This window comes from Faecalimonas canis (assembly GCF_054601575.1).
Map to the genome: position 1 here is coordinate 39,118 of NZ_BAAHSI010000007.1, position 24,098 is coordinate 63,215.

A 24,098-nucleotide genomic window follows, 5' to 3' on the forward strand; every position below is an offset into this window, starting at 1 on the left:
AAAATACATTCTTTCAGCCATACTATAGTAGAAAAAAGCCGAAACTTACGGAAAAGGAGGCATTTATGAAATCTCTAGATTATATTAAAACTTTTAAAATTTCCCTCGGATGCTGTATCGCCTTTTTTATCGCAGAAACATTTTCTCTAAATTATTCCACATCCGTTATTACAATCACTCTCCTTAGTATTTTAAACACCAAAAAAGATACTTTTCTCATCGCAGGAAAACGTCTTCTATCATTTTTGATTGCTGTACTTACCGCGATATTACTTTTTCCCCTACTCAATTATTCTCTGCTAAGTCTTGGATTTTATCTCGCTTTTTATCAACTTTTCTGTCAGTTTTTGCATTTGACCGAAGGATTTTCTATGAGTACTGTTCTTATGCTGCATCTTTGGAAAAACCATAAAATGTCTATTCCTCTCCTTACCAATGAACTTTGTCTTATGTTAATCGGTATTTCCATGGGAATTTTAATGAACCTCTATATGCCAAATAAAGTTAAAAAAATCCGAAAAGCGCAAAAGGAAATCGAAGAAAAAATGGCTCAGATTTTATTTACAATGTCACGCGCCATTTTTCAGGAATATTTAAGCGAAGATATCACAAAAAGCCTAACCAAATTGGAGAGTCTTCTTTCCACTTCGCTTGCTCACGCACAATATACACAAAAAAATTTCTTTTTCAAAGATATGAGTTACTATGTTGCTTATATTCATATGCGTTCTGAACAGACTGTTTTACTCAAACAAATCCAGCGCAATCTCCCACGCCTGCAAGAATCTTATATGCAGACAAATTTAGTATCTAAATTTATGCGTATCGTTGCTATTTCTATGGAAAATTATGACAATGCTGAGGATTTATTAAAATATCTATCTCTGTTGCGCCAAAAATTTCGCTCTGCTTCTCTCCCTTCCTCCAGACAGGAATTTGAATCTCGTGCCGTTCTTTATGAAATCATAAATGAATTACGAGAAATGTTAATTTTAAAAAGAGATTTTACAAAAAACCTATCACCACATCAAATTGAAATATTCTGGACAGAAAAATAGGATGCGCAAATGCACATCCTATTTTTCTAATTTCTCTACAATTAATTTTACTCCAATAATATCGGTAACTCTGACAATCTCGTCTTTCTCTATAACTTCCACAGGATTTTTTGCTCTTGCAGTCCATTCCTGCCCGTCCACAAGAGCAGTTCCGGTTTCATTCAGATTATCAATTCTCTCCGTCACTTTTGCCATCTTTCCGATATTACTTTCATAGTTTGTTTTCGTCCGTCCTGAATTAATATATTTTTTGGCAAAAGGACGTGTAAATACCATTAGTATAACTGACACTACAAAAAATGCAACTATCTGCCAAACAAGATTTACTCCAAAACAATTCAAAATCAGTGCCACTAATGCACCTCCGGCCAGCCATATGGAAGTAAGTCCGACTGTAATAATTTCAATAATTAAAAAAATGATTATTAAACCTAACCAAACTACATTTTCCATAAAAATCCCTCCTGTTTTCATTTGCCCGAAAACATTTTTTCATGTTATGGAATCTCATCAAGAAATTCAGGACATTGCTGTAAAAATCTTTTGAACTCTTCCTCGGTTAAATCCCTCATTATCCGGGCATTATATTCTTTATCATCCTGCAACAGTATATGTATTGCTTTCATCATTTGTTTTTCTTCTAAATTATTTTTCATTTGCTTACCTCTAACTTAAACTTTTCTTCATTCAAGTTGTGTTTTTGCAACCATATAGTTGCATTTCTGCTTTTATTATGCCACTAAATGATAGCCTTATCAAGAGGTGATTTTATGTATTTAAAACGTTTGAAAGATTTAAGAAATGACCATGATTTGACACAGGAAAATATGGCTGATATTTTAAAATGTCATCGTGAAGTTTATAGAAGATATGAAAGCGGAGTTCGTACACTTCCTATTGATTATCTTGTCACGATAGCCAAATATTATAACACCAGCACAGATTATCTGCTGGAATTGACCGATGTGAAAACGCCTTATCCACCGAAAAAAGACGGAAAGCAAAAATAAATCGACAAGTTTCATGGAAAAAACGAAAGAATTGAACACAAATATAATTATTACAAAAAAGCCGCAACCCCTGATTTCTCAAGAATTACGACCTCTATACTGCGGATGACAGGAATCGAACCTGCACGGTCTCCCACTAGATCCTAAGTCTAGCGCGTCTGCCAGTTCCGCCACATCCGCATACTATATTTTTAAGAATTTCTCCTTAAAATAAATATGAACAAACTTTCGCTTGTTCATCAAGTGAAGCATCGGGGATTCGAACCCCGGACAACTTGATTAAAAGTCAAGTGCTCTACCGACTGAGCTAATGCTCCATATTTTATCTGGGCTAGTTGGATTCGAACCAACGAATGCAGGAGTCAAAGTCCTGTGCCTTACCGCTTGGCGATAGCCCACTATATTTGAGGGTGGATAGTGGGACTCGAACCCACGATATCCAGAACCACAATCTGGCGCGCTAACCAACTGCACCATACCCACCACAAAGCGTGCTTGAAGGGATTCGAACCCCTGACCCACGGCTTAGAAGGCCGTTGCTCTATCCAACTGAGCTACAAACACATATGCTTTTGTCTTAAAGTAATTTCTTATATTAAATTGGCTTTAAGAAAGCGGGTGATGGGAATCGAACCCACGTATCCAGCTTGGAAGGCTGGTGTTCTACCATTGAACTACACCCGCAAAATCGGGGTGACAGGATTCGAACCTGCGACCTCCTGGTCCCAAACCAGGCGCTCTAGCCAAGCTGAGCCACACCCCGATGTGAAGTTTTTTGTTGTCATCTCCGTGACACAATGGTTATTATATATGCTCCTACAAGAAATGTCAACAACTTTTTTTATTTTTTTTAATTTTTTTAATTTCAAACTTTTGCAACACTAGAATCGACACCCGAAAACCGCATATTTACAGGGATTTCGGGCCTTTATGCCGATTTCAGTTTTAATAAATTATTTGATTTTAAATATAATGCAATTCATATTCTACAGAATCATCATCATGAATTTCCATAATCATATAACTCGCTCTACGTCCTTCCTGTCTTGGATAAGAAAGACTTCCCGGATTCAGCACCGTAATCTTCTCGCCTATATCAAGGTAAGGTCTATGCGTATGTCCAAACATAACAATGTCCACACCTCTTGCAAGCCCTTCTTCCTTAATTCTTTCCATTCCGACAGACACATAATAATAATGCCCATGTGTCATAAAAATACGGTGATTTCCTAATTGAATTTCTTCTTCTCTATTCAACTGTGAAAAGAAATCATTATTTCCTGCTACAATCCGTACAGGGCAGCCTGCAACAGCCTCAATATAATCTTCACCGCCTTCTACATCTCCCATATGCAGAAGTAAATCTATTTTCCCCGCCTGTTCTAACGCAATGTCTAAATTTTTATGTAATCTGTGTGTATCACTTACAATCAAAACTCTCATTCTATTATCCCAACTTTTTCTCTATAATCGCACGCATGGCACGAAGCGCTTTTCCTCTGTGACTTAATTCGTTCTTTTTCTCCGGTTCTAACTCTGCCGTAGTACATTCATATTCCGGCAAGTAAAAAATAGGATCATAACCAAATCCGTTTTCTCCCGCTATTTCATGACCGATAATACCTTCAATCGTACCTCTTGCCGTTTCTACCGTTCCATCCGGAAATACACAGGCAATAACGCACACAAAACGTGCAGTACGTTTTTCATCAGCCACTCCTTCCAAACGATCCAGTAACATCTGATTTTTAATATCATACGAAGTATCCACTCCGGCATATCTCGCCGAATAAATCCCCGGCTCTTTGTTCAGATAATCAATTTCCAACCCTGAATCATCTGCCAGCACAATGTCCCCCGTCAATTTTGCAATCTCTGTTGCCTTAATAATTGCATTTTCCTCAAATGTACTGCCGTCTTCCACAATGTCAATGTCAATACCTGCCTCTTTCATAGAACGAATCGGCATTCCTAAATCCGCTAAAATCATACGGATTTCTTTCATTTTATTTTCATTTCCTGTGGCAAATAAAATTCCATTACTCATTTGTATCCTCCTTCTGTTTTTTCGGCGGCCTTGGTCCTAAAAACTGATAGAAATATGTTTTTAACATACCATTATAAATTTTTCTGTTTTTATCTGCCTTACGCCCGAAATATTTTTCTGTATCTTCATAACTCGTAATCATATACGCAGACCAACTATCCAACTTTCTAAAACTTTCTCCAAACTCTCCATATAGTTTTGGCAAATCTTTCTTTTCTTCCAGCCTTTCCCCATATGGTGGATTGGTAATAATGAAACCGTACTTTTTCGGATGACGTAAATCTTTAACTTCCCTTTCTTGAAAATGTATCAGATGTTCCACTCCCGCTTCTCTCGCATTTTCTCTTGCTGCCTTAATAACGGATTTATCTATATCATAACCTTGAATATCAACTTCAACATCATCATTTACCAAATCATTCGCCTCATTAACGGCATTGTACCACGCCTTCCTCGGAATAAAGTTTGTCCATTCTTCCGCCGTAAAGGAACGATTCATCCCCGGTGCGATATTCGCCGCAATCATTGCTGCCTCAATCGGAAATGTACCGCTTCCGCAAAACGGGTCAACAAGAATTCTATCCTTTTTCCATGGTGTCAGCATAATAAGTGCTGCCGCCAGCGTTTCTGTAATAGGCGCTTTACTTGATAACTGTCTGTATCCTCTTTTATGTAAAGAAACGCCCGATGTGTCCAAGCCTACCGTCACCATATCCTTTTTAATAAACACACGCACAGGATAAGATGCTCCGCTTTCTTCAAACCAATCGACATGATAATGCTCTTTCAAACGGTTTACCATCGCCTTTTTCATAATAGATTGAATATCCGATGGGCTAAACAATTTGCTTTTAACGGACGCCGCTTTTGTCACCCAAAATTTGCCGTCCTCGGCTATATATTTCTCCCATTCAATTTGTTTTGTCTTTTGAAATAGTTCTTCAAACGTGGTCGCCTTAAACGACCCAACTTTCAATAAAACTCTCTCTGCCGTTCTCAAGAAAATATTTGCACGGCAAATGGCTTCCACATCACCATAAAATGAAACCCTTCCGTCTTCCACAACTGATATTTCATATCCCAAATCCTGTACTTCTCGTTTTAGGACAGACTCCAGTCCAAAATGACAAGGGGCAATTAACTCTATTTTTTTCATATATACCTCCAATGTTCTCTACTTTCTATATTATTTGAATTTGCCCTATATGTCAAATGGGGACGCCATATTTTTAGCGTCCCCATTTGAAGATTAGTTGTTGTTATAATCGTTTGACTGTGCGTTGTTCATTTTGTTTTTTGCTGCGTTTGTGTTTTTGTTTGAAGTTTTGTTTTTCTTACTCTGATAATCCGCCTCTGATGAATATGCATTTTTTGTTTTGTTGTTTGTTGAATTTGTTTTTGCCATTATTACTTCCTCCTCATCCTTTTTGTTTTTCAAAGTACATCCTGTAAATCACGTTGTACTTTGATTACAAAAATATTATGGCTTTAAATTACTCTTTCTATTCATTACATAAAAAATAAGAACCTTAACTTTTTTTTAAGTTTTTCTTGCTTTTTTTACCAATTTATATTATACTAACCCATGTAGAAATTATTTCTACAACCCCTTATTAATTATTTATACTCCCCTCGAAAGACCGATAGCTCCCCTATCGGTCTTTTACATAACACGAGAGTATAATGTGCTATGGAAAAACGGCAGGTCATATCAAAACGATACGACCTGCCGTCTTTTTATTTCTTACGAAAAAATTTAACCAAAAACATAATTGCCAAGAATGGTATAAGTATAGGCAATACAATCCGCACTACACCAACCATAATTGTCCCAATAAGAAATCCAATACCTAAAACGATAAGGATAAGCAATGCCTTCTTCCACCATGTATCTAAACCGAAAATATGTACTTTTCTTCCTTGCTCTTCGTATTGGCTCACATTCTCTTCTGCTGTACCTTCGTACGTCTGCTCGCCACCCGGAGATTCAATTAAAGTCTTGGCAATAATCCATGGCTCTCCCAGTTCGTCTATAACTTCCTTCTCTGTTCTTCCCTTTTTCACTTCATCTTCAATATACGTCCTATAGTACTGTATATTATCTTTTATCGCCTGTTCACTCATATTTCCTTCGAGAGCTTCCCGAAGACTGCTTAAAAACTTATTGTGATACATTCTTTAACTCACTTTCTTTTATACTTCAAACATTAAGTCACCATATGAAGGCATTGGCCAAACATCTTTCGCCACTATCATTTCTAACTTGTCCACCGGATCTCGAAGCTCCTGCATTGCCGGAGATACTTCCTCATAAAACCAAAATGCCTGCTCTTTTCCTTCCTCTTTTTCCTGTGCCTGATTTGTCACTTCACCAAGTTTGACAAGCGCTTCCTTTGCTTCTTTCAATAGTCTGGAAACTTCATCTAATACCTCAGACTGTACTTCTGCGTCCGCTCCCGCTTCTCTTACTGCAATAACTGTATCAGCCAACTGTTTTGTATATTTCACAACAGCAGGAAGGATATGTTTGCTCGCAATATCAATCATAGCTCTTGCCTCGATATTAATAGCTTTCGCATATGTTTCATATTGAATTTCCGCACGGGACTCCAATTCTGCTCTCGTAAATACATTAAATTTTTCAAATAATTTTACTGCCTTGTCAGAAACTATGGCATCAATAGATTCCACCATTGATTTCAAATTAGGAAGTCCTCTTCTCTTCGCCTCTTCCACCCATTCTTCTGAATAACCGTTTCCATTAAATACGATTCTCTGGTGTTTAATCGCATATTCCTTAATCAAATCATGTACTGCCAAATCAAAGTCTTCTGCCTGTTCTAAAATATCACAGGCATCACAAAACGCATCTGCCACGATTGTATTTATCACTACATTTGGTGCGGCAACAGAATCCCTTGATCCTACCATACGGAATTCAAATTTATTATTTGTAAACGCAAACGGCGATGTTCTGTTTCTGTCTGTTGCATCTTTAGCCAGATTTGGAAGAGTACGTACACCTGTTTCTAATTTCCCTGACTTCAAACTGTGTGTAGCGGATCCAGTAGATACAAGTTGTTCTAATACATCTTCTAATTGCTCACCTAAAAATACAGAAATGATTGCAGGTGGTGCTTCTGCTGCTCCCAAACGATGATCATTTCCCGGATCTGCCGCAGATTCTCTCAATAATTCCGCATATGTATCTACCGCTTTTAATACACACATTAAAATAAAGAGGAACTGAATATTATCATGAGGAGTTTTTCCCGGTTCAAGTAAATTCTTTCCATCGTCCGTTGTCAAAGACCAGTTATTATGCTTACCTGAACCATTTACGCCTGCAAATGGTTTCTCATGAAGAAGACAGTGCAAACCATGTCTAGCCGCTACCTTTTTCAACACTTCCATAATCAACTGATTATGGTCTACCGCCACATTGCACTGTGCATAAATCGGTGCCAATTCATGCTGTGCAGGTGCAGCTTCATTATGCTGTGTCTTTGCGGAAACACCCAGTTTCCATAATTCTTCATTGACATCCTTCATATATGCCGCAATTCTCTCACGGATACTTCCAAAATAGTGATCGTCTAATTCCTGTCCCTTCGGCGGCATTGCCCCAAATAATGTTCTTCCCGTAAACACTAAATCTTTTCTTTTTAAATACTTTTCTCTGTCAACTAAGAAATATTCCTGTTCCGGACCTACGGATGCAATCACTCTTTTTGATGTTGTATTTCCAAATAAACGGAGCAAACGTAACGTCTGTTTGTTTAATGCTTCCATAGAACGAAGCAGTGGAGTTTTCTGGTCAAGCGCCTCCCCTGTATATGAACAAAATGCCGTAGGAATACACAATGTTGCTCCTCCCGCATCCTGACGTACAAATGCCGGTGATGTACAATCCCACGCTGTATAGCCTCTTGCCTCAAATGTGGCGCGAAGTCCGCCCGATGGGAAAGAAGATGCATCAGGCTCTCCCTTGATTAATTCTTTTCCCGAAAAACTCATAAGAACTTTTCCATTCGACATTGGTGCGGAAATAAAAGAATCATGCTTTTCCGCAGTTACCCCTGTCAAAGGTTGAAACCAGTGTGTATAATGGGTTGCTCCTTTTTCAATCGCCCATTCTTTCATCTCATGTGCAATAACATCCGCAGTTGCAAGATCCAACTCTTTCCCATCCTCGATTGTTTTCTTTAAATCTTTATATACTTTCTTCGGCAGCCTCTCCTGCATAACCGTATCATTAAATACATTTTCCCCAAAAATCTCTGCTACATTAATAAACTCGCTCATTTTCTCCTCTTCCTCCAACGTATACGCAAATTTACTTATACGATACCTTACTTTTTTTCATTTTGCAAGGTTTTCTTCAAGGAAAAAGGGATAGAAAAAGAGATGCAGCCTAAACTGCATCTCTTTCCATTCATGTTCTTTCTTATGCTCTGTTTACTGAACCGAACAATTCCATTTTTTCTTTTACTGTTGCTTTGATTGCTTCAAAACCAGGCGCTAATAATTTACGAGGGTCAAATCCTTTACCTTCTAAATCTTTTCCTGCTTCAACATATTCACGAGTTGCTGCTGCAAATGCTAACTGACATTCTGTGTTTACGTTGATTTTAGATACACCTAAATCGATTGCTTTTTTAATCATATCTGCAGGGATTCCTGTTCCTCCGTGAAGAACTAATGGAAGATCTCCTGTCAACTGCTGAATAGCATCTAATGTTTCAAAGCTAAGTCCCTGCCAGTTTTCAGGATATTTACCATGAATGTTACCAATTCCTGCTGCAAGGAAATCGATTCCTAAATCTGCTACCATTTTACATTCTGCTGGATCTGCACATTCACCTGCACCTACAACACCGTCTTCTTCTCCACCGATTGAACCAACTTCTGCTTCAAGTGACATTCCTTTTTCTTTAACGATTGCTACTAATTCTTTTGTTTTAGCAACGTTTTCTTCGATTGGGTAATGTGAACCATCAAACATAATTGATGAAAATCCTGCATCAATACATTTTAAACATCCTTCATAACTACCGTGGTCTAAGTGAAGTGCTACAGGTACTGTGATGTTTAATTCTTCTAACAATCCGTTTACCATTCCAACGATTGTTTTATATCCACCCATGTATTTTCCTGCACCTTCTGAAACACCTAAAATTACAGGTGAATTGTTTTCCTGTGCTGTAAGTAAAATTGCTTTTGTCCATTCAAGGTTATTGATATTGAACTGTCCTACTGCATAGTGTCCTGCTTTTGCTTTCTGAAGCATATCTTTTGCTGATACTAACATAATTCATTCCTCCGTTTGTTAATCTATTTTTAGAATAAGATAATTATACCCTAAATTATTGAAAATGGAAACCCTAAATTCCGTTTTCCAACTACATGACAAAATAAACACTTATTTTCGCTTTCTTCCTAGTACATATGCTAAAGCAATTGCTGAAACTCCAAAACCAAATAACGCTACTGTCCCTTGATTGTCATCTCCTGTTTTTACCGGTTTTTGTGTTTGTCCTCCATTTCCATTCTGCGACGGTTTTGTTTCATTCGGTCTATTTGGTTTAGATGGTGTCTGTGGAATTTCTGGAACCATCGGTTTTTCCGGCTTCTCTGGTGCTACCGGTTTATTCGGCTCTTCCGGTTTCTCCGGCTTCTCTGGTTCTTCCGGTTTATTCGGTTCTTCCGGTTTCTCCGGTTTTTCCGGTTTCTCTGGCTCTATCGGTTTTTCTTCTTTTTCAAACTGTGCTGTCAGTTCTCTATTCTTATCTACCGTAAATGCATATTCTTTTTCTGTGCTGATTATCTCATTATTTTCTAACCATCCGACAAATTTATATCCCTCATTTGCATTTGCTATTATTTTTACTTCTTCTCCGATTTCATAGACATCTTTTTCAGGAATAATTTCCACTACACCCATTTTATCATCATTTACATTTGTAGTAATTGTATATGTTTTCTCTGGAAATCCTCCTAAAAATCTGGCATCTGCCCAGTCTGCATGGTCATTAAAGTTGTTTTCACCTTTTAACGCTTTAAGTGTAACTTTCTTTGCATTTTCAGGCAATTCTATAGCAAATTTTTTCATTGGCGTTTTCTGTAACATTTCACCGCTGTCAAATACTGTCTGACCGTCTACTTCAATACAAAACTGTACTTTTCCGTCATCTGCATTATACTGACAATAGTCAATTCCAACAAATCCTTCTAATGCTTTGTAATCTTTGTCTGTAATGTCATATACAATTACAGATTCAGCATGGGTTCCTAAACCTTTTTTAAACGCTACAGGTTCACCTTTTTCATTTGCCAATTGAATTGTACTACCTAAATGGTTTTTATCACGATTTACCTGCGTACCGTAACCGACCGTTGCACTCTCCCACTCTAAGTCGGACAGATATGCACCTTTTCTCAGTTCAATACGATAAGTTTCCTTTGTTTTTCCATCTGCCGCCGTTACAACAATATCTACATTTTGCAGTCCAGAGTAAACATTTAGTTCTCCCTCGAAAACATTTCCCTTCACTGTCTTTTCCCTTGTCTGTTTCACTTCCACGGTCGCATCCGGATCAATCGCAGTTACTTTTAATGTTGTCTTATCACTATCTACAAACTGCTCACTTGTTTTCTTTTCATTTAACAAATCAGAAGTAATATTTTTATCTCCTAAAATCACTTCCTGAATGCCTGCATTTGTATCAAAGTGTTTATAAACTGTTATACGATAATTTTTCTTAAGCAGTTTATCTCCTGCCACGCATTGTATAAGAAGTGTATTTTCTCCTGCTTTTAATTTGCTAAATGTGGCTTCTGTACCATTCTTTACATCTCCATTTAAAGAAATTCTAACTGCTGAGGCATTTGTATTGACTTTTACATTTAAGTCTTTTTCTCTTTTATCCAATGCAAAGAAATATTCTTCTTTAGTTGCATCAAAGTTTTCTAAACCTTTACCATTTAATAGAATACCGCTTATCTGCATTTCTGCTGAAGGCATATAAGTTACATTTAAAATATATTGCTCATATGTTGTATGGTCTTCTGCATAGACACGAACATAGAAACTATTTAAACCATTTCTAAAATCTGCTTTTGCCATATATCTGTTTCCTTCATTTGAAACTTTCAATGGCGTTCTATATTCTCCTACAAGTACTTCCACTTTTCCGATTTTACCCTCTGTTTCTACTACAATGTCAGATGTTGCTTTACTGCTATCTGCATTCATATAAAAACTCTTTGTTTCTATCGGTTCGTTCTGTTCAAACTGAAGTTGTGGCATACTCAATTTATTTACCTGAATTGCACTGTCACCTTTCAACTGTACTATTAGTACATATGTATTTTCTCCACGCACAATCCGAATCTCATCTTTATCCTGCACATCTAAAATAAGATTATCTGTATTACTTATTTTTCCTGCAATTTCTACCCCATTTTTATATACCTGTGTTTTACCTACACTATCATTTACGGAAACATAAGATAATCTTATTTTCTTTAACGATTGTGGTACAAGTATATTCTGTTCTTTGTTATCGCCACGTTTATATACAATGCCATTATTTACAGAAATTTCCTGTAATTCGTCTGTCTGTTCAGAAGAAACTTCTACCTTCGTTTTCTCGCTCGGTGTTCCTGCGATACCATACTGGTCTTTTGGATATATCTGACAGAAAATATCCTTTTTACCTACAACTGAAAGTTCTTTTTCCTTTGTTACGATTGTCTTTTCTGTTTCGCCCTCTTTCCAGTACCATCTGCATACAGTTTCGCCCTCTTTTGCACCTTGTGTGTCTGTAAATTTATATTCTACTTTTGCCTTACCGTTTGCCAGTTTTGTCTTTACATCAGACACAGTCGGACGTGCTGTTTTGGATTGCTGGACAGAAATTGTCTTTTCTTCCAACAACTTGTTGAACTCTGTATCGGCGCTTCCCACATGTAAATCCGAAAACGTTACTTTCTTTGCTCTTGTGTTTGACTCCCAACAAGCCATACCGATTTTATAATCATTTCCAAATGATGCGTTTACAAACTCTTTTGCTGTCTGCCATTCCCCATTTTCTTTTTTATAAGAAAGTATAATTTTGTCATTCTTTTTCGTTATTCCCAAATATGCAGAAGTTACATTGTTGTCTGCTTCATTTCCATGATATTCTTGTGCAGTGGCATTTTTCTCTTCTACAGTAGCAATTCCGTTATAATGTGACTTCTTTCCTACTGTCACATAATTGTCATCATCATGGTATAAAATAAATGATGCTGTATCCCACTGATTATTTTCCTTTATTGGTAATCCATCTACTTTTACAACTGCACGGAGGTTGTTTTTATCCACATTCTTAGGATTATATAAGAATAGGTTCTTCACTGTATTTGTATTCGTATATAAATCACCTGACTGCATTGTCACTTCAATAGAGTCATTTGTTAATTTATATTTTGCCTTATCTTCACGCTTAATCTCAAAATCAGTATTAAGCGCTTTCACTTCTCCACCGTAAATAACAACTGCTTTTCTATCTTTGGCCGTTCCTTTTACTGCATTTACCCAGACAACACCGTTTGCCTTTGCCGTAAATTCTCCTGTGGAAGAAATAGTTGCCATGTCCGTTTCTCTGCCTGTAAGGAAGTCTGTTACAGACCATGTTGCCCCATTTCCCTCTTTTAGTGTAAACTGCACTTTTTCGTTTACTTTTACTTCTTTATTATCCTCTTCTTTAATTTCGATTTTCTCTGCTTCTGCTGACTCTTCACCAACCGTAACTTCAATCTCGTTTGATTTTACAATCGTATCATTCCAGCGATAATACGCAAAAACAGTTGTTTTTCCCGATTTTATTCCTAAAATCTGTCCATTTTCATCTACAGTTGCAATCTCCGGATTGGTGCTTGCATAGCAAATATTTCGCATCGGTTCTACAGGCGCTTGATTTTTATTACGAATAACTTTAATATCATCACCTTTGATTGAAATATTCTTTTCTGTTGCATCGTCTTCTGCCACTGCATACAGTTTCAATCCATCATCATACACATTGTTTTCAATCTTAACATTTTTTGATTTTGTAAATTCAAAAACATTGTCTACTTTTTTATTGTTTGTATTTCCTTTGGCATCTGTTTTTAACTGTACAGCCTGCCCTTTCTGAATGGTTTTGTTATCTAATGTAATTCCGACTGTCACGTCAGGATTCATACGAAATACTTTGTTATTTTTAAATGTCAGGTTTTCTACACTTTCCGCTTTTACCACCGTATCCTCATCCATATAGAACGTATTTCCCTCAATACTGATATTCTTATGAATTGGATTTGACGCATCAGGGAATTGTCCGCCTTTTGTTACCGGATGAATATAGATTGCCGGTGCATATTCCCAACTCGTCCTTCCTACATCCTTGATATAAAAAGTATTATTTCGAATTTTCATATCACGGATAGGGCCCGACTCATACCAGTCATTTGAGTCGTTAGAAAGAAAAATGGTTGCCATAGACATATTATAAAAAGTATTATTTTCAATAATGACTTCTTTTCTTGTCGTGCAAAGTATTCCTCGTGTAGGTACATTTCTGAATGTGCAATTTCTAATCGTAACTTTCGGTGCATATGTTACATTTTCTGCCACATATTTAGGCTGAAGACCAATTTTATCCGATAAATTTTCCGGCAACTCTTCTTTAAATTTAATCTTCATTGTACGAAGATCATTTCCGTTTTCACCCGGATTGGCAACAACTTCTGCTACTTCATACTGTTTTTCTCCATCTGTTGAAGAAAGCAAATCTCTCGTGAAGAACTGTACCTTATCCCCTACATGATACTGTGGAAATCCTCCCTGCTGATTGTGGATATACTTTAACTCCAATGTGTGAGAATCTATTCTTTTCTCTACCCTTGTAAAAGTTCCATGCAAGTTAATCGGATCATCATGCGTATTTGCAAAATTACAATTTTCAATCACAATTTCTCCTGAAGCACCTGACGCATGGATACCATCAGCGTAACTTACCGTCAAATGACCTGAATTTTCTCTTGGCATAAGATTGCAATCTTTGTAGTATACATTTTCACTCATCTGAATTAACCATCCAAATCCATGCATAAAGTGAACATTTACTTTTTCTGCACGGACATTCTTACTCTCCCAGGTAAATGCACCTGCTGTTTCTCTCACAGCACTGCTTGCCAGTTCAAAAACCATTCCTTTTTTCTGCATAGCAGGACGTGTTAAGGCATAATGAACTCTCACTTGGTTATTTTCTAATTTTTCTATTTTAGTTGCATTTTGAAACGGTCCTTGAAAAGTATAGTAATTTCTTGTCATCTCATCATCAGGTTGATACGCAACTACTGCATAAGAATTATGTATTCCCTCTTCTGTCCAATACGGCTGATTTGTATACGGACTATTTTCGCTTTTCCAGAGGATCGTATTTCCCTTAATTTCATATGGGAAACAATTTGGAATATAAAAATCTGTATAATCTTGCACTCCGTTTTTACCCATATTGGTAACTGTCATCTCAGATACTGTCGGCACCGCAAAATCCCACGAAAAATTATGCAAAGTAATATCTTCTGACTTTGCTACCGCTAAAGCCATCATATTCCCATGCATCATAAATAAAGAACCATTTCCTTCAATAGTCAGGTTCTTCTGCTCTTCGATTAAAATTCCGATTGTTTTTACCGGATTTTCAATACTGTTTGTATTAGAAGTATGATACTCCCTTTTCTGTGCTTTGTCTTTGTAAATATGGTATTCCCCTTTTGGAAAGTTCAATGTAACTGATTTCTTTCCTCCATCTGATACCTTTTTTGCTTCTTCTAACGCTTTCCAAATTGCCTCCGCACTATCACTGACTCCGGTCGGATCTGCACCAAAATCACGCACATCAATTACAACATCGCTATTTTTCTTAGTGCTTTTCTCTCCATTTTTTGCCAAACTGACTGTTGGCTGAAGCAATAAAGCGAATACAAGCAGCAAACTCATGATTGTACTTCGTTTTTTGTTCTTTCTCATGATATTCCTCCTTCTCTTTATCTTTTTATTTTGTATGTTTTTACTGATTTTTTCAACATTCTCGTATGCTTTTTGTACTTTTCGTTATTTTATACATTATCCTCCGCTTTACAAGGAAAATTCCTTTTATTTTTTGTATACTTTTACTATTAAAATGAAATACAGTAGAATTTAAAGAATAAAAAATAACAAAAAAACTGCCAAATTCCTTTTTCAAGGAACTTGACAGTTTTTTATTAATGACTCCAAGGGGAATCGAACCCCTGATTCCAGCGTGAGAGGCTAGCGTCTTGACCGCTTGACCATGGAGCCTTTTTTCGTACTTGTATATTATAGAACATTTTTCTCTAATATACAAGTACAAATTTTGAAATCATTTGTTTTTCTGAGATAAAAGAAAATATATTAAACTTATCTTATTTCATCATCGTCCAATATCCCTGCACGAAAATAAACAATACAACAAGCGGTAAAATAAATGTCAGATAGAATTTCACTGCTTTATTCTTTGGAAATTTCAATCCTGTTCCCGTATTTGCTTCTTTCAGGAAATTATCCCATCCCCAGCCATATCTTGTCACACAGAACAACAGATAGACAAGAGAGCCAAGCGGAAGAAGATTATTGCTGACAATAAAATCTTCTAAATCCATAATATTCTTTCCTGCAGCTGTAAATGCAGACCAATCTGTCATTCCAAGAACACAAGGGATTCCCAAAATCACAAGCAAAATACCGTTAATCAACGTAGACTTCTTCAACGACCATCCCCACAACTCTCTTGCACAGGTAATTACATTTTGAAATACCGCAATAATTGTAGACAACGCTGCAAATGTCATAAACAAGAAGAATAATGTCCCCCATAAACGTCCGCCTGCCATCTCGTTAAATACATTTGGCAATGTTACGAAAACAAGCCCCGGTCCTTCGCCCGGATTGATGCCAAAAGCAAAACACGCCGGAAAAATAATTAATCCGGACATAATCGCCACAAATGTGTCTAACAATGTTACACTGATTGCTTCACCTGCCAACGTTCTTTCTTTTCCGATGTAACTTCCGAAAATCGCCAGTGCACCGATACCGATACTAAGCGTAAAGAAAGATTGTCCCATCGCCGCAAATACAGTTGTTCCGATTCCCACTTCCTTCATCTTACTCAAATCCGGTTTTAGATAGAACGAAAGTCCTTCTAACGCATTTGGCAGTGTAACTGCACGAACAACAAGTACAACCATAATCAAAAACAGACTGACCATCATTGTTTTTGTAATCTTTTCAACCCCTTTTTCCAAACCAAAGGAGCATACAATCAAACCGATAACAGAAATTAACAGCATCCAAAACAACATTTCATTTCTATTAGATGTCAATGCTGAAAAAACATCTGAAATTTCTTTTGCATTTGCTCCGACAAATTCGCCTTTTGCCATTTTCACAAAATAAGCTACCATCCAGCCACCTACTGTTGTATAGAACATCATCAGCAAATAATTTCCGGCAATAGCAAAATATTTGTGGATATGCCACTTCGTGCCTTTCGGTTCAAGCACTTCATAAGAGCGGGCAACACTTTTCTGACTTGCTCTTCCCACTGCAAACTCCATAATAACAATCGGTAAACCTAAAACTACTAAAAAGAACAGGTATATCAATACGAACGCACCGCCTCCATACTGTCCTGTAATGTATGGAAATCTCCATACATTTCCTAACCCGATTGCACACCCCGCCGAGATTAAAATAAATCCCAACCTCGAAGAAAACTTTTCTCTCTTTTCCATATGTATCCTCCCTTTATTCCTATTCTGTGTCTTTCGGATGTGCCATCAATGATGATTTGCACTCCGCATCTACCATAATCTGTAACTCTTTTTGAGCATTTCTGATAACAACATTATCATGCTCGCCCCCAAATTCTCCGTCAAGAGTCCACGAAATTTCTTCAAAAGATTCAAATGTAACTTCCTTTGTTTTGAATGAGTACATATATTTTGAATCCTGCTGCTCTGAAACAAGCGCCAACATAATCCCCTGTAGTTCTAAAGGATTTTTCGGCCGTTTAATCAATGTTGCTTCAAATTCTCCGTCATCGAAAACAACACTTTTACCAACCATATTTTTAAATCCGCCTACGGAACGTGAATTTGTCACCATACCGAAAATAAAATCATCTTCGATAACTTCTCCGTCATGCGTCACTTTAATATGATAAGACGGTATGTTAAATAACCTCTTAGTCCCTTCTAAAACATAGGCTAAATGTCCGAGAACATTTTTAACTTCCTGCTTTGTCTGATAAGAAACGTCTGTAAACAGGCCAAACGCAGCAATATAGACGAAAATATCTTTGTTAAATCTTCCCACATCACAGGAAAATACTTCTCCGTTTACGGCAACATCGGCAGCTTTTAACAATTCCCTCGGAATATGAAGACTTTTTGCAAAGTCATTTGTTGTACCAGTAGGAATGTAACCGATTGGGATTTTATTCTCTCTCTGCATCATTCCCGTTACCACTTCATCAAGCGTTCCATCTCCGCCACTACATACAAGCAAATCATAATCGCCTGTAAAATGTGCAACTTTTTTGTAACCGTCCCGATATTTTTGTGTCGGATATACAGTCACCTCATATCCTGCTTTTACAAAAATGTCAAAAATATCTGATAATCTCGGTTTTAACAATCCTTTTCCTGCATTAGGGTTGTAAATAAATAATAATTTTTTCATACTGACCCTCCTTATATTTCAAAAAAGATTGCGTCAAGACGCAATCTTTTCTATCTATTTTCCTGCTACTAAAAGTTCTTTCATCTTTTCAGTTGCCATAGTTTCATCGTCACCGTCTGCAACTACTGTAAGTTCATCTCCTGTTGTAAGTTGAAGACTCATCATTCCCATAATACTTTTAGCATTAATTTTCTTTGTTCCTACCTCAATAAATACCTGACTTTTAAATTCATTCGCCACCTGAACTGCCTTCGCTGTTACTCTCGCACAAATTCCATCTTCTGCCTGAATCGTCACGGGTTGCTTAATCATAACGTACCTCCTTATTTTCTCTGAGTTTATCAGCCATCTCTCCCAATTTTCTCAGACGGTGATTTACTCCCGATTTTCCTACCGGAGTAGTGAGCAAATCTCCTAATTCCTTTAATGTTGCTTCCGGATATTCCAACCTTGTCAACGCCACATCTCGTAAAGCATCCGACAGATTTTCCAATCCGATTGTATCACGAATATATACAATATCTTCCACCTGCTTTACCGCTGCGGAAACTGTTTTATTAATATTCGCTGTTTCACAGTTCACTTTTCGGTTCACTGTATTACGCATATCTTTTAAAATACGCACATTTTCAAATTTCATTAATGCAACGTGTGCTTCTATAATATTAAGAAGGTCTGCAATCTGCGCGCCCTCCTTGACGTACACAACATAAGATTTTTTTCGCAATATCACCTTCGCATCAATCCCAAAACTATTCATTATCTTCTGTAACTGCTCCGCCTTTACTCGAACAGCACAGACAATCTCAAAATGATAGGATTTCTCCGGATCGCTTATCGACCCCGATGCCAAAAATGCACCTCGGATAAACGCCCTTTTGCAACAATACTGCTGAACGATTACATTTTTTACAATGGAAAGTTCCTCGAAAACCTCCCCGTCCTTATTAATCAACTTTGTTGCCTGAAGCACTTTTATTGCGTCTTCATGCTTTTTTACAATTATCCAGTACGAAACACTCTGCCTGATAAGATTTTTCCGCACGGAAATTTCAGTTCTTATATTAAATGTTTTTTCCAGTAATGTAAAGCACTTTCTTGCAACAATCAGATTTTCTGTATGTATTTTTATTGCATAATGATTATTACTGTCAATCATAACACTTCCACACATACTTATCAACGCAGAAAGTTCTGCAATCTGACAATGCCTTGCCGTACTTATCTGTCCGCCTAACTCTTCTTTAATTTCTCCCGAAAACGACATTTGCCACCTCTATTTACACCTTTCTGCGTGCATCTTTCTCAATATCACGATGCTCAATTCTTACGCCGTACTGATTTTCTTCCTGAAAATAATCATACAGGGCATTCGCCAACGTAACCGAACGATGTTTTCCCCCTGTACATCCTATTCCGATAACCAGTTGATGTTTCCCTTCCGTTATATAATTCGGTATCAAAAATTCGACCATATCTTTCAATTTCTGTAAAAAAATATCCGCTTTCCCGTTGCTCATCACATAATCCTGCACTTCTTTTTCGTTGCCCGTTTTTGCACGAAGTTCTTCTATATAATAAGGATTTGGTAGAAAACGGACGTCAAACACTAAATCAGCATCATTTGGAATGCCATATTTGAACCCGAAAGATACAACTGTTAAATATAAATTTTTATATTCCTGATTATCCACAAAAATCTTCTGTAAAGCCTGCTTCAATTCTCTGGTCAGCAAAAGACTCGTATCGATAATATAATCCGCTTTCCTTTTAATCGGCTCAAGAATTTCTCTCTCTTTCTGCAAGCCGTCCCCTATACTTCCCTGTGCAGTCAGAGGATGTGTTCTCCTCGTTTCTTTATAACGCTTAATCAACACTGTGTCACTCGCATCCAAAAATACAATCTCACAGTTAATTCCTTTTAGCATTTCTTCCAATTCAGAAAATTCCTGTCCCCCTCGAATGTCAAGTCCCAGTGCAATCTTATTAAATTCTGTTGTCTGTGCTTTCAAAAGTTCCGCCAATTTAGGAAATAACGGAATCGGCAGATTATCTACGCAGAAATACCCTACGTCCTCCAAAACTTTTAATGCTGTACTTTTGCCTGCTCCCGACATTCCGGTTACGATTACTACTCTCATCCTAAAATTCTCCCAATCTCTTCACTTCCGGTTCCAGCGTGACACCAAATTTTTCTTCTACTTTAGCCGATACCTCTCTCATCAAATCCATTACATCTTTTGCAGTCGCCTGCCCTCTGTTAATGACAAAACCACAATGTTTTTCGGACACCTGTGCATCTCCGACCTGAAATCCTCTAAGTCCTGCCTGTTCAATCAACTGTCCCGCAAAATGTCCTTCCGGTCTTTTAAACGTACTTCCCGCACTTGCATATTCAAGAGGTTGTTTTGTCACTCTTTTTTCTCGAAGTTCATTCATATATGCCCTGATTTCATCAGCATTTTTTTCTTTCAATCGCAAAACAACTTCAAGCGCAATATATCCTTTTCTTCCTATAATACTTGTCCTGTATCCTAACTCTAACTCTTCTTTATTTAAGGTAAGAATTTCTCCCTCTTTTGTAAGTACGGTCACTTCTTCTAAAACATCTTTCATTTCTCCGCCGTAAGCGCCTGCATTCATCACAACTGCGCCGCCCAAAGTACCCGGAATTCCACCTGCAAATTCAAGTCCCGTCAACCCATTTTTACACGCTTCATTTGCCACTTTGACGAGCAACGCCCCTGCCTGTGCCTTTATTTTTGTTCCTGATACTTCGATTTTATCCATTTGCTTATACAAACGAATAATTACGCCTCTGTAGCCTTTATCTCCTACCAAAAGGTTACTTCCGTTTCCAAGTAAATAAAACGGCATATCCATTTCATTACAAAGACATACAACTTTTTGTACCTCTTCAATATTCTCAGGGCAGACAAAATAATCTACCGGACCACCGATACGAAACGTTGTATGTTTACTCATCGGTTCATTCGTCAAAACTCTTTCTTTATCTATAATTTCTGTCACTCTATCCAAAAAATTTCTATCCATGTTTATCTCCTAATATTTATACTCTATATACTATCAAAACGTTTCTTTTCATGATACACTAATCCTCCTCTAAATTCAATGAACTCTTGCAAATTCATCAAAAATACGTTATATTAAGAATACTATTTATTTTTAATTTTTTATTTAAGAAGGAGTGAAAAACAATTGGACTCGAGTGTCGTCGCCCAAAGTATCGTTTTAATTATTTTATTAATGCTTTCTGCATTTTTTTCATCAGCAGAAACATCGCTTACTACCGTCAACCGAATACGAATGCGTTCGTTGGCAGAGGAAGGAAATAAGCGTGCCAAAAGGGTTATTCAGATTACCGAAGACTCCGGTAAAATGTTGAGTGCAATCCTTATCGGCAACAACCTTGTAAATCTATCCGCCTCTTCCATCACAACAAGTATTGCTTATGTGTTTGGTGGTTCGGCAGTTGCTATTGCTACAGGTATTATTACCCTGTTAATTCTTTTATTTGGAGAAATTTCTCCTAAAACGGTGGCAACAATTCATTCAGAAAAACTTTCATTAGCCTATGCTTACCCTATTAGTTTTCTTATGAAGATTACTACACCATTAATTTTTATTGTAAATAGTTTATCGAATATAATTTTATTTATCCTCAGAGTAGACCCTGATGCCAAAAACGACTCCATGACTGAGAGTGAACTTCGTACAATCGTAGATGTAAGCCATGAAGATGGGGTTATTGAATCTGAAGAAAAAGAGATGATTTACAATGTGTTCGATATGGGGGATGCAAAGGCAAAAGATGTTATGGTACCGAGAGTACACGTTACATTTGCCGATGTGGAAAGTACTTACGAAGAATTAATTGAAATATTCCGTGAGGACAAGTTCACTCGCCTGCCTGTATACGAAAATACGACAGACAATGTTATCGGAACAATTAATATGAAAGATTTACTTCTTTTTGATAATCGAAAAGAATTTCATGTACGCGATATTCTTCGCGAGGCATATTTTACTTATGAGTATAAGAGTATTTCTGAACTGCTTGTAGAAATGAGAGAAGCCTCTCTCAACATCGTTATTGTTCTTGATGAATATGGTGAAACAGCAGGCCTTATCACTTTAGAAGATTTACTTGAAGAAATTGTCGGTGAAATTCATGATGAATATGACGAAAATGAAGAAGAGTTCTTTAAAGAAATTAATGAGCGTGAATTTATCGTAGAAGGTTCTATGAACTTAGATGATTTAAATGACCGTTTAGATTTAGGTTTAACTTCTGAAGATTATGATTCCCTTGGCGGATTTATCATTGAACAGTTAGACCGTTTGCCTGAACTTCATGACGAAGTGGTCACGGATTCGGGTATCCGGCTTGTCGTAGAAACTTTAGACAAGAACCGTGTAGAAGATGTACATATTTATCTTCCTGAGGACTTCCATAAGGAAAAACACGAGGAAGAGGAATAATTCAAAAATTGGGGACGTAGTAAAATCACAAAATACTACGTCCCCAATTTCATTTTACCCTGTCCCTTTTTACAGAAAGCCCTGTCCCTTTTTCAAGCAAACCGGTAAAAACCACCGTAAAACCACCATTTTTCTATTCGTCCTCTTCGTCATCATCTTCTCCGGTTAAACGGATAATATCATTCACATCCTCCACCGGCATTTCCATATAATCCGCCAACTCTTCCAAGGTCGGTTTTCTTCCCAGATCTTCCGTAAGATTTTTCAAACTTTCATCAAGGAATTTCACTTTTTCTATCATTTTATTATCCTGATGTTTTACTTCTTCCTGTTCTTCCACAAGAAGCTGTATCATCTGACGGATGCTTTCTAAAATTTCTGTTTCTCCTGCCTGTTCATTTTCTATTGCAAGCATTAGTCCGATATTTCCTTCCTGAATTAAATCTCCGATAAAAAGTTCCGAATTATGTAATTCTTTCGCTATCTCCACAACTTTCGGGAAATATTGTTTCAGATTTTCTTCCATTGTATTTTGTGGTCTTAGTGCGGACATTTCTTCTAAATACGTTTCTAAATACGCCTCTTCTTCATTTGAGAAATGTTTTTCTTCCTTTTCTTCTAAAACTGTTCCGCCCTTTTTTACATAGCCGGTTACGGCTATCTTTTGCGACAAAAGATAGTCGTATACCAGTTCCATCTGTTCTTCGGAAAGTGCATCTTCCTCAAAGTATTTTTCCACATCTTCCATTGTTAATACACGATGTTTTTCTTTTCCTAACTCTAAAATTCCGTTTAATTTTTCGCGAAATTGTAATTTACCGCTCATCCTATTTCTCCTGTTCTTTTAACTTACAATAATAGTCGGATACCCTGCACGTTTTAAACGTCTTTCCATGTCAGCCGCCTCCGTTAATGTAGGATAATCTCCTACCTGCACACGCCAAAATCCATTTCCTTCTTCAATAAATGCCGGATATTCCTGTGCTAACAATTCATTTAACAGTTCTTCCGCATATCTTCTCTGCCGATACGCCCCAACTTGCACTCTATATTGCATGATTTGATTCATATTTGGTTTCATTAATGTATCAATAATTCCATCTGCAATCGCACCTGCTATATCATAGAAAGATTCGTCAAACAACTGATTATCCGTATCTGAATTGATAAATCCCGCCTCCACTAATACCGCAGGCATTTTTGTCCTTTTCAAAACAACTAAATTCGGTCTGGCGTGAACTCCCAAATTGACAAAGCCGACAGACTCTAACTGCTCATTAATATTCTTTGCCATTTCATATTTAATTCCTGACAAATTATAGACAAGGCTCTCCACCCCTGAAACTTCATTATCTGTCGGATAAGAATTTCGATGAATGGATACAAAATAATCAACTCCTGCCTCATTTGCCTCCATCGCCTTCTGATAAGGTGATTCATATACATCTGTTGTTCTTGTATATTCTACATCAAAACCGCGATTTTGTAAAATCTCACCTACAGCCAATGTCAGTTTAAGTGTATCATCCGCCTCTTTTCTTCCGTTGTATACAGCTCCGGGGTCTGTTCCCCCATGACCTGCGTCAAGCATAATTGAAATTGGCATATATTTACCCCTTTATTTCTTTTCTATAATACAATATGTCGCAGAAAAAGAAGCGTGAACAATAAATATCCACCCG

General features: G+C 37.2%; 21 protein-coding genes and 8 tRNA genes. 3 read left to right on the top strand and 26 right to left on the bottom strand.

Annotation, left to right across the window (positions count from 1 at the left end; genetic code table 11):
* Positions 1-65 precede the first annotated feature (65 nt).
* On the top strand, positions 66-1,058 hold the full coding sequence (locus ACYPXO_RS02135; protein ID WP_459639052.1) for an aromatic acid exporter family protein: 993 nt from the start codon (positions 66-68) through the stop codon (positions 1,056-1,058).
* Between the two features lie 18 nt (positions 1,059-1,076).
* Here ACYPXO_RS02135 and ACYPXO_RS02140 read toward each other — a convergent pair whose 3' ends face one another.
* Together ACYPXO_RS02140 and ACYPXO_RS02145 are read right to left on the bottom strand one after the other, a co-directional pair.
* Positions 1,077-1,511, bottom strand: coding sequence for an NfeD family protein (locus ACYPXO_RS02140; protein WP_459639053.1), 435 nt, complete (start codon positions 1,509-1,511; stop codon positions 1,077-1,079).
* Positions 1,512-1,555: 44 nt separating this feature from the next.
* Entirely contained in the window at positions 1,556-1,714 is a 159-nt protein-coding gene (locus ACYPXO_RS02145; RefSeq protein WP_459639054.1) for a hypothetical protein, read from the bottom strand.
* A 114-nt stretch (positions 1,715-1,828) separates the two neighbouring features.
* On the opposite strand from ACYPXO_RS02145, the gene ACYPXO_RS02150 reads away from it, so the two are divergent.
* Positions 1,829-2,068: a helix-turn-helix domain-containing protein gene (locus ACYPXO_RS02150; RefSeq protein WP_459639055.1), complete on the top strand. Its 240-nt coding sequence runs from the start codon at positions 1,829-1,831 to the stop codon at positions 2,066-2,068.
* Positions 2,069-2,168: 100 nt separating this feature from the next.
* Here ACYPXO_RS02150 and ACYPXO_RS02155 read toward each other — a convergent pair.
* From ACYPXO_RS02155 to murB, 22 genes are all read right to left on the bottom strand, one after another.
* Positions 2,169-2,248, bottom strand: a tRNA-Leu gene (locus tag ACYPXO_RS02155).
* Positions 2,249-2,312: 64 nt separating this feature from the next.
* A tRNA-Lys gene (locus ACYPXO_RS02160) sits at positions 2,313-2,385 on the bottom strand.
* A gap of 9 nt (positions 2,386-2,394) precedes the next feature.
* A tRNA-Gln gene (locus tag ACYPXO_RS02165) sits at positions 2,395-2,466 on the bottom strand.
* An 11-nt stretch (positions 2,467-2,477) separates the two neighbouring features.
* Positions 2,478-2,551, bottom strand: a tRNA-His gene (locus ACYPXO_RS02170).
* 7 nt (positions 2,552-2,558) lie between these two features.
* Positions 2,559-2,632, bottom strand: a tRNA-Arg gene (locus ACYPXO_RS02175).
* Positions 2,633-2,681: 49 nt separating this feature from the next.
* Positions 2,682-2,752: transfer RNA gene (locus ACYPXO_RS02180), tRNA-Gly, on the bottom strand.
* A gap of 4 nt (positions 2,753-2,756) precedes the next feature.
* A tRNA-Pro gene (locus tag ACYPXO_RS02185) sits at positions 2,757-2,831 on the bottom strand.
* Between the two features lie 200 nt (positions 2,832-3,031).
* A complete protein-coding gene (locus ACYPXO_RS02190) occupies positions 3,032-3,511 on the bottom strand; it encodes a metallophosphoesterase family protein (RefSeq protein WP_459639056.1) in 480 nt (159 codons plus the stop codon).
* Positions 3,512-3,515: 4 nt separating this feature from the next.
* A complete protein-coding gene (locus tag ACYPXO_RS02195) occupies positions 3,516-4,115 on the bottom strand; it encodes an XTP/dITP diphosphatase (protein ID WP_459639057.1) in 600 nt (199 codons plus the stop codon).
* Positions 4,108-5,271: a THUMP domain-containing class I SAM-dependent RNA methyltransferase gene (locus ACYPXO_RS02200; RefSeq protein ID WP_459639058.1), complete on the bottom strand. Its 1,164-nt coding sequence runs from the start codon at positions 5,269-5,271 to the stop codon at positions 4,108-4,110. Before ACYPXO_RS02200 ends, ACYPXO_RS02195 begins: the two co-directional genes overlap by 8 nt.
* A 93-nt stretch (positions 5,272-5,364) precedes the next feature.
* Positions 5,365-5,520: a hypothetical protein gene (locus ACYPXO_RS02205; protein WP_459639059.1), complete on the bottom strand. Its 156-nt coding sequence runs from the start codon at positions 5,518-5,520 to the stop codon at positions 5,365-5,367.
* Between the two features lie 332 nt (positions 5,521-5,852).
* Positions 5,853-6,290, bottom strand: a complete 438-nt coding sequence (locus ACYPXO_RS02210) for a DUF1700 domain-containing protein (RefSeq protein WP_459639060.1) — start codon at positions 6,288-6,290, stop codon at positions 5,853-5,855.
* An 18-nt stretch (positions 6,291-6,308) separates the two neighbouring features.
* Complete coding sequence (locus tag ACYPXO_RS02215) at positions 6,309-8,420, bottom strand: glutamine synthetase III family protein (protein ID WP_459639061.1); 2,112 nt, start codon at positions 8,418-8,420, stop codon at positions 6,309-6,311.
* A gap of 142 nt (positions 8,421-8,562) precedes the next feature.
* On the bottom strand, positions 8,563-9,426 hold the full coding sequence (gene fba, locus ACYPXO_RS02220; protein ID WP_459639062.1) for a class II fructose-1,6-bisphosphate aldolase: 864 nt from the start codon (positions 9,424-9,426) through the stop codon (positions 8,563-8,565).
* Between the two features lie 111 nt (positions 9,427-9,537).
* On the bottom strand, positions 9,538-15,177 hold the full coding sequence (locus ACYPXO_RS02225) for an NPCBM/NEW2 domain-containing protein (RefSeq protein ID WP_459639063.1): 5,640 nt from the start codon (positions 15,175-15,177) through the stop codon (positions 9,538-9,540).
* Positions 15,178-15,417: 240 nt separating this feature from the next.
* Positions 15,418-15,489: transfer RNA gene (locus tag ACYPXO_RS02230), tRNA-Glu, on the bottom strand.
* 104 nt (positions 15,490-15,593) lie between these two features.
* Positions 15,594-16,964, bottom strand: a complete 1,371-nt coding sequence (locus tag ACYPXO_RS02235; protein ID WP_459639064.1) for a sodium-dependent transporter — start codon at positions 16,962-16,964, stop codon at positions 15,594-15,596.
* Between the two features lie 19 nt (positions 16,965-16,983).
* A complete protein-coding gene (locus ACYPXO_RS02240) occupies positions 16,984-17,913 on the bottom strand; it encodes a diacylglycerol/lipid kinase family protein (protein ID WP_459639065.1) in 930 nt (309 codons plus the stop codon).
* 54 nt (positions 17,914-17,967) lie between these two features.
* Positions 17,968-18,225, bottom strand: a complete 258-nt coding sequence (locus ACYPXO_RS02245; RefSeq protein ID WP_459639066.1) for an HPr family phosphocarrier protein — start codon at positions 18,223-18,225, stop codon at positions 17,968-17,970.
* The gene (gene whiA / locus ACYPXO_RS02250) at positions 18,218-19,180 is read right to left on the bottom strand and encodes a DNA-binding protein WhiA (protein WP_459639067.1); all 963 of its coding nucleotides are present in this window, start codon (positions 19,178-19,180) and stop codon (positions 18,218-18,220) included. Before whiA ends, ACYPXO_RS02245 begins: the two co-directional genes overlap by 8 nt.
* Positions 19,181-19,193: 13 nt before the next feature.
* Positions 19,194-20,054, bottom strand: a complete 861-nt coding sequence (rapZ, locus tag ACYPXO_RS02255) for an RNase adapter RapZ (protein WP_459639068.1) — start codon at positions 20,052-20,054, stop codon at positions 19,194-19,196.
* A gap of 1 nt (position 20,055) precedes the next feature.
* Positions 20,056-20,967: a UDP-N-acetylmuramate dehydrogenase gene (murB, locus tag ACYPXO_RS02260; RefSeq protein WP_459639069.1), complete on the bottom strand. Its 912-nt coding sequence runs from the start codon at positions 20,965-20,967 to the stop codon at positions 20,056-20,058.
* A 165-nt stretch (positions 20,968-21,132) separates the two neighbouring features.
* On the opposite strand from murB, the gene ACYPXO_RS02265 reads away from it, so the two are divergent.
* Positions 21,133-22,416: an HlyC/CorC family transporter gene (locus tag ACYPXO_RS02265; RefSeq protein ID WP_459639070.1), complete on the top strand. Its 1,284-nt coding sequence runs from the start codon at positions 21,133-21,135 to the stop codon at positions 22,414-22,416.
* Positions 22,417-22,549: 133 nt separating this feature from the next.
* Here ACYPXO_RS02265 and ACYPXO_RS02270 read toward each other — a convergent pair whose 3' ends face one another.
* Together ACYPXO_RS02270 and ACYPXO_RS02275 are read right to left on the bottom strand one after the other, a co-directional pair.
* Complete coding sequence (locus tag ACYPXO_RS02270; RefSeq protein WP_459639071.1) at positions 22,550-23,242, bottom strand: sigma-70 domain-containing protein; 693 nt, start codon at positions 23,240-23,242, stop codon at positions 22,550-22,552.
* Positions 23,243-23,260: 18 nt separating this feature from the next.
* Entirely contained in the window at positions 23,261-24,022 is a 762-nt protein-coding gene (locus ACYPXO_RS02275) for an N-acetylmuramoyl-L-alanine amidase (protein ID WP_459639072.1), read from the bottom strand.
* Positions 24,023-24,098 lie beyond the last annotated feature (76 nt).

Excerpts from the sequence above, each read along its gene's own strand:
- ACYPXO_RS02245 (WP_459639066.1), bottom strand. The coding sequence starts at position 18,225 with ATGATTAAGCAACCCGTGACGATTCAGGCAGAAGATGGAATTTGTGCG.
- ACYPXO_RS02145 (WP_459639054.1), bottom strand. The coding sequence starts at position 1,714 with ATGAAAAATAATTTAGAAGAAAAACAAATGATGAAAGCAATACATATA.
- ACYPXO_RS02240 (WP_459639065.1), bottom strand. The coding sequence starts at position 17,913 with ATGAAAAAATTATTATTTATTTACAACCCTAATGCAGGAAAAGGATTG.
- ACYPXO_RS02235 (WP_459639064.1), bottom strand. The coding sequence starts at position 16,964 with ATGGAAAAGAGAGAAAAGTTTTCTTCGAGGTTGGGATTTATTTTAATC.
- ACYPXO_RS02210 (WP_459639060.1), bottom strand. The coding sequence starts at position 6,290 with ATGTATCACAATAAGTTTTTAAGCAGTCTTCGGGAAGCTCTCGAAGGA.
- rapZ (WP_459639068.1), bottom strand. The coding sequence starts at position 20,054 with ATGAGAGTAGTAATCGTAACCGGAATGTCGGGAGCAGGCAAAAGTACA.
- ACYPXO_RS02190 (WP_459639056.1), bottom strand. The coding sequence starts at position 3,511 with ATGAGAGTTTTGATTGTAAGTGATACACACAGATTACATAAAAATTTA.
- ACYPXO_RS02275 (WP_459639072.1), bottom strand. The coding sequence starts at position 24,022 with ATGCCAATTTCAATTATGCTTGACGCAGGTCATGGGGGAACAGACCCC.
- ACYPXO_RS02195 (WP_459639057.1), bottom strand. The coding sequence starts at position 4,115 with ATGAGTAATGGAATTTTATTTGCCACAGGAAATGAAAATAAAATGAAA.
- ACYPXO_RS02225 (WP_459639063.1), bottom strand. The coding sequence starts at position 15,177 with ATGAGAAAGAACAAAAAACGAAGTACAATCATGAGTTTGCTGCTTGTA.
- ACYPXO_RS02150 (WP_459639055.1), top strand. The coding sequence starts at position 1,829 with ATGTATTTAAAACGTTTGAAAGATTTAAGAAATGACCATGATTTGACA.
- fba (WP_459639062.1), bottom strand. The coding sequence starts at position 9,426 with ATGTTAGTATCAGCAAAAGATATGCTTCAGAAAGCAAAAGCAGGACAC.
- ACYPXO_RS02205 (WP_459639059.1), bottom strand. The coding sequence starts at position 5,520 with ATGGCAAAAACAAATTCAACAAACAACAAAACAAAAAATGCATATTCA.
- murB (WP_459639069.1), bottom strand. The coding sequence starts at position 20,967 with ATGGATAGAAATTTTTTGGATAGAGTGACAGAAATTATAGATAAAGAA.
- ACYPXO_RS02140 (WP_459639053.1), bottom strand. The coding sequence starts at position 1,511 with ATGGAAAATGTAGTTTGGTTAGGTTTAATAATCATTTTTTTAATTATT.
- ACYPXO_RS02135 (WP_459639052.1), top strand. The coding sequence starts at position 66 with ATGAAATCTCTAGATTATATTAAAACTTTTAAAATTTCCCTCGGATGC.
- whiA (WP_459639067.1), bottom strand. The coding sequence starts at position 19,180 with ATGTCGTTTTCGGGAGAAATTAAAGAAGAGTTAGGCGGACAGATAAGT.
- ACYPXO_RS02270 (WP_459639071.1), bottom strand. The coding sequence starts at position 23,242 with ATGAGCGGTAAATTACAATTTCGCGAAAAATTAAACGGAATTTTAGAG.
- ACYPXO_RS02200 (WP_459639058.1), bottom strand. The coding sequence starts at position 5,271 with ATGAAAAAAATAGAGTTAATTGCCCCTTGTCATTTTGGACTGGAGTCT.
- ACYPXO_RS02215 (WP_459639061.1), bottom strand. The coding sequence starts at position 8,420 with ATGAGCGAGTTTATTAATGTAGCAGAGATTTTTGGGGAAAATGTATTT.